5 protein-coding genes are annotated in these 5,042 nt (G+C 69.9%); 2 read left to right on the top strand and 3 right to left on the bottom strand.

The window, feature by feature from the left end; genetic code table 11:
* Positions 1–303: 303 nt before the first annotated feature.
* Both ACSDR0_RS49290 and ACSDR0_RS49285 read right to left on the bottom strand, forming a co-directional pair.
* Positions 304–1,248 carry a PaaX family transcriptional regulator C-terminal domain-containing protein gene (locus tag ACSDR0_RS49290; RefSeq protein ID WP_435295907.1) on the bottom strand — a complete coding sequence of 315 codons (945 nt, stop codon included), beginning with the start codon at positions 1,246–1,248 and terminating at the stop codon, positions 304–306.
* Entirely contained in the window at positions 1,248–1,838 is a 591-nt protein-coding gene (locus ACSDR0_RS49285; protein WP_435295906.1) for a GNAT family N-acetyltransferase, read from the bottom strand. The genes ACSDR0_RS49290 and ACSDR0_RS49285 overlap by 1 nt, the downstream gene beginning before the upstream one ends.
* A gap of 228 nt (positions 1,839–2,066) precedes the next feature.
* Between ACSDR0_RS49285 and ACSDR0_RS49280 the strand changes: the two genes are divergently transcribed.
* The gene (locus tag ACSDR0_RS49280; protein ID WP_435295905.1) at positions 2,067–3,080 is read left to right on the top strand and encodes an alpha/beta hydrolase family protein; all 1,014 of its coding nucleotides are present in this window, start codon (positions 2,067–2,069) and stop codon (positions 3,078–3,080) included.
* The gene (locus ACSDR0_RS49275) at positions 3,077–4,294 is read left to right on the top strand and encodes a DUF418 domain-containing protein (RefSeq protein WP_435295904.1); all 1,218 of its coding nucleotides are present in this window, start codon (positions 3,077–3,079) and stop codon (positions 4,292–4,294) included. Before ACSDR0_RS49280 ends, ACSDR0_RS49275 begins: the two co-directional genes overlap by 4 nt.
* Before the next feature lie 129 nt (positions 4,295–4,423).
* On the opposite strand, the gene ACSDR0_RS49270 is transcribed toward ACSDR0_RS49275, so the two are convergent.
* Complete coding sequence (locus ACSDR0_RS49270) at positions 4,424–4,816, bottom strand: PP2C family protein-serine/threonine phosphatase (RefSeq protein WP_435295903.1); 393 nt, start codon at positions 4,814–4,816, stop codon at positions 4,424–4,426.
* Positions 4,817–5,042: the final 226 nt, after the last annotated feature.

Genomic DNA, 5,042 nt, shown 5'->3' with positions numbered 1-5,042 from the left:
ACCTGCGCCTGCCCTGGGAAAACCCCTGCCCACCCACCGATTAACGCCCGGACACGTGCGACGCGCATTTCGCTCCGCTCGCGCGGAGATAGTCCCCGCCAGCGCGCCACAACCGTGTGGACGCTCTCCGGGCCGCCCACGCGGCACCATCCGCGGACCTACTCCTCGCCACCCGGCCATCAAAACGACTAACCAGACAGCCTGACATCCGTCGCCGGGTTAAAAGCGAAGTTTAGTGACAGACGAGGCATCATCTACTGCAGCGGGGAAAACACCGACTACCTGATCAACGACTCTTACCAGTCAGCCCCCGTTACAGGTAAGGCGCTCAGGGATCGATGCGAGTAGGTCCTCGTATTGGACGAACAGGCGTGGGACAGGGGTCTCGGTGGTGGCGTGGGTGTCGGCCTCGGCGAGCGCGGTCCAGCAGGCGGCCGTGAGCCGGCGGGCGTGGGCGCCGGGCCAGGGTTGGGGGAGGAGCTCGGGGGGCAGGAGGGGGTCCGGTTCCATGGCGTGGGTGAAAGCCGCGGCGAGCTGGATGGCCATGGTCAGCTGCTCGGGCCCGGTGGAGCTGTCCGGCTGCGCGAGCCGGTCAAGGCAGACCCGGGCGAGGTCGGCGAGGCGGTCGTGGCGGGAGGCGATGTCGTCCAGGGGCCAGAGGGCGGCGGCCAGGGCGTGCGGGTCATCACGGCCCCCGACGCGCAGGTCGGTGCTGGTGAGGCAGGTGAGCGCGTGGGCGACGTCGAGGTGGCGGGCCTGGGCTTCGACGAGTTCTTCGATGGGGTTCGCACTGACGTAGAGGCCGCTTTGGACCGGGGCGGCGCCGAGGTGGCGCAGGGTGTCGCGTAGGGCGTCGCGGGAGGTCCTGCTCGACTCGGGGATGGCGAAGGCGAACAGGAGCCAGACACCGTCCCAGGCGGCGAGCCCGTGGTCCTGGCGGTAAGCGTGGCGGACGTGGGCGACGTTGGGGGTGATCGAGCCGGTGACGTCGGCGACCGCCCTCAACAGGGCCTTGCGTCCGCGGCCTTCGTGGGTGAAGCGGCCCTCGGCCACGAGTCGCTTGATGCAGAGACGGACCTGTTGGTCGGTCATGCCGAGAAGGCCGGCGACGGTGTAGAGCTCACCGGCGTCGACGGTGCCGTCCTCGCGGACCAGGGCGTGCACCAGCAGTCGGGTGGGGATGGGGACAGGGACGATGCCGTCCGCGTTGGCCTGCGTGCCCATCGGGGTGTTCGGGAGGGTGCTCATCAAGCCTGCCGGCGGTTCGTCGAGTCGGCCGGGGCGACGGGCCGGTGCATGGTGGTGACGGCGCCGAAGCCCATCAGATTACGCAGGTACGGGGTCTTCTCGGTGCGCACGGCGGTGAAGCCCTGCCGCTCGTACAGGGCGCGGGCGCGCGGGTTGACGTCGATGACGTCGAGGCGGATGCGCCGGCATGAGTGGTCGGCGGCCACGGCCGCGATCTCGCACAGCAGGAGGCCACCGATGCCCTTGCCGCGGTGTTCGGGGGCGACGGCGATGCCGTCCATCACGAGCTCGCCGTCGGCGGGGCGCCGTTCCATCAGGGCGAGAAGAGCCAGGCGGGGCAGCCCGCGCAAGATCCCGTAGGCGGACAGGACGTCGTCTGCGCCGCCGCCCATCAGGCCGTGTCCGCCGAGCTGGTAGCCGGCCACCCCCGCCACCTCGCCATCGACGACGGCGACCACACCCCGGTCGTGGTGGAGATGGGCCGCGAGGAAGGCGCGGGCCTTGTCCGGCGGGTTCAGGGCGGTGCCGAGCTTCCGCCCGAACGCCTCCCAGTACAGCGCGGCCACACGCGGCTCACTGCCTCTGGGCACGCCCCTGCACACCCTTGGGCCATCCGGATTCTCCGGCCTGTGTCCCCGCTTCGGCGTGTGCGTCGGCTCCATCGGCATTCCTTCCACGCGGCGGGCCGGGACGCCCGCCACTTGCACTATCAACCCTAATACGTTCATCCTCAATACGAGCGTATTAAAAACGATAGTTTTGGGGTGAATGTGAGCCTACGGATGGCGCCGCGTATGCGGCACCGCTGGCGTGTCCTCGTGGGGTCGTTGGTCGCCGTGCTGCTGGTGGGCGCGGGGCTCGGTGGGGTCGCGGTCTGGCAGAACACCTACGCGCTACGGGAGGAGCGCATCACCGTGCGGCACGACGGGCGGCTGCTGGACGGCGTCCTCGCGCGGCCGGAGAGCGGCGACGGCCCCTTCGGCCTGGTGGTCTTCGTCCACGGCGACGGGCCCATCGACGCCACGCACGACACCTTCTACCGGCCCCTGTGGGAGTCCTTCGCGAAGGCCGGCTACGCCTCGCTCTCCCTGAGCAAGCCCGGCATCGGCGCCTCCGAGGGGAACTGGCTGGACCAGAGCATGGACGACCGAGCCGACGAGACCCTCGCCGCGATCACCTGGACCCGCACGCGTCCCGACATCGACGGCCGGCGCATCGGCCTGTGGGGGGCCAGCCAGGCCGGGTGGGTGCTGCCCAAAGTCACGGCCCGCGACCGCACCCTGCAGTTCGTCATCGCGGTCTCACCGGCCGTCGACTGGCGACAACAAGGGCGCTACAACCTCCTCGCCGAACTGCGCAGGGACGGCGCCACCCAGGACGAGACACAAGCAGCGCTGCGACGGCGCGAGACGACCCTGCGCCTGCTGCGGCAGGGCGCGACCTTCGAGCAGTACCGCACCGCCGTCGGCGACACCGACGGCATGACCGCCGAACGCTGGCGGTTCATCGCCAAGAACTACCGCTCCAACGCGAGTGAGGACCTGCGCGCTATGCGCGGCACCCCCACGCTCCTGGTGCTGGCCGGGCACGACATCAACGTCGACGTCGCCGACACCGAGGCCGCTTACCGCCGCATCCTGCCTCCCGCCTCCCTGACGGTGCGGCACTACCCCGACGCCACCCACTCGCTGGTCGACAACGCCGTCGAGAACTCCGAGCCGCGCCTCACTCTCACCGCCGTCTTCGCCCCGCGACGCCTGTACGCGCCCGGATTCCTCGCCGACCAGCGCCGCTTCGTCGAGCAGATCACCGACCGCAAGGGGACCGAGTGACCACCGCAACCGCCGCGACTCCGGGCCGGGCGGCCGGACGCCTCGCCCACGTCGACGCCCTGCGCGGCTTCGCGCTACTGGGCATCCTCATCGTCAACATCGGCTACCTGGCCTCCACCTACCACGGCACGGGCCTGGAAGACCCCGGCTTCGCCTCACCGCTCGACAACGCGGTCCGATGGTTCGTCGCGGTCTTCTTCGAAGCCAAGTTCTTCTTGCTGTTCTCGTTCCTGTTCGGCTACAGCTTCACCCTCCAGCTCTCCTCCGCCGAGCGGCATGGGGTCCGCTTCGCCCCCCGCTTCTTGCGGCGCCTGGCCGGCCTGTTCGTCCTCGGTACCCTGCACGCGGTCCTGCTGTTCCCCGGGGACATCCTCACCACGTACGCGATGCTCGGCCTGATCCTGCTCGCCGCCCGTCGCCTCCGGCCCCGTACCGCCGTGCGCACCGCCGTCACCCTCTTGGTCCTCACCGCCGCCGCGTACGTCCTGCTCGCGCTCGCCGTCCACGCGGCGGGCGGCTTCGGAGTGGACCCGGCCGCGGCGGCCGGTGCCGAGCAGGCCACCGCGGCACTGCGCGGCGGCCCGGCGTCAGTGGTCGCCGCCCACTTGGAGCAGCTGCCCGACGTGTTGATCCTGATCGTCTTCTTCCAGGCCCCGGCCGCCCTGGCCGCCTTCCTCCTCGGCCTCGCCGCGGGAAGGAACCAGGCCCTCGGGGACATCGCCCGCCACCGCAGGACGCTGGGCAGGCTCCAGTGGGCGGGCTTCACGCTGGGGCTGCTCGGCGGTGTCGTCTACGCCCACGCGAGTCTGCAGCACCCGGACGGCGCGTACCAGATCCTCGCCCTGGGCATCGACGTCATCACCGCCCCGCTGCTGGCCGCCGCCTACGCCGCGACGGTCCTCCGGCTCGCCTGCGACCGGCACGGGGATCGGCTGATCGCGGCACTTGGCCCGGCGGGCCGCATGACCCTGACCAACTACCTCACCCAGTCCCTCGTCTGCGCCCTGCTGTTCACCGGCTACGGCGCAGCCCTGGTCGGTGATGTGCCTCCCTTGGGCGTCCTGGCCATCGCCCTGGTGCTCTTCACAGCGCAGGCCCTCGCGAGCCGCTGGTGGATGCGCCGGTACCGCTACGGCTCGCTGGAATGGCTGCTGCGCGCCTGGACCACCCTGACCTGGCCGCCCCTCCGTCGAGGTGAGACCGCCCCGCGCTGACCGCTGCCCCGGCTCAGTCCTCCTCGCCATCGTCATCGTCGTTCAGCTCGACCGCGTCCGGGTCGCGTTGAACGCAGCAGGGCCCGCCCAGTGGAGATGTGCGGGCCCCGTGTCTGTGAGGTGGCGGGGTCAGCGCAATGCACTCCGTACATCAATGACGATCACAGTGATGTTGTCGGGATCACCGTGGTCAGTAGCCAGGGTGATGAGCTGATCGGCTGCTTCTTCAGGGGCGTTTGATGACCGCAGAGTGTCCTGGATGAGCTCGCGAGGCACGACTGAGCTCAGCCCATCCGAGCACAGGAGGACTTGGTCGCCGGGGCGGAGTTCTCGGGCGCTGAGATCGGGGGAGCATCCATCGGCCCGGCCATCGAGGAAGCGGGAGATGCGTCCGGGCAGGTTCGGCACGCTGCCGGCGTCGGCCACCAGATTCTCGTAGGTGTGGTCTTCGGTGACCTGGACGACTCCCGGAGCCTCGCTGGTGCCGGCTCCTGTTCGATAGCGACCGGCAACCCGACCCACGTGATCGACTCACTCTTCCTTCACTGATTCCGCCCGCCTCTAGCATGAGCCAGAGTCGAGCCAAGGACTAACCGCTTCGACACTCGCCGTGACATTGATCACAGAGCGTTACTTCGGGGCTGGTCGCGCCGACCCGAGTGGGGGGCCGGGAAAGCCCAGAGTTCACGCGAACTGAGGCTTCTTCAGCGGGAACTTGCGTGGGTTCGGCATCTGAGGGCCTGTTCAC

It is taken from the genome of Streptosporangium sp. G11, assembly GCF_051192615.1.
GTDB lineage: Bacteria > Actinomycetota > Actinomycetes > Streptosporangiales > Streptosporangiaceae > Streptosporangium.
The sequence above is the reverse complement of the archived record's forward strand: the minus strand, read 5'-3'. Positions and strand labels throughout refer to the sequence as shown.

Coding starts and splice junctions, on each gene's coding strand:
- ACSDR0_RS49290 (WP_435295907.1), bottom strand. CDS start 1,248: ATGAGCACCCTCCCGAACACCCCGATGGGCACGCAGGCCAACGCGGAC.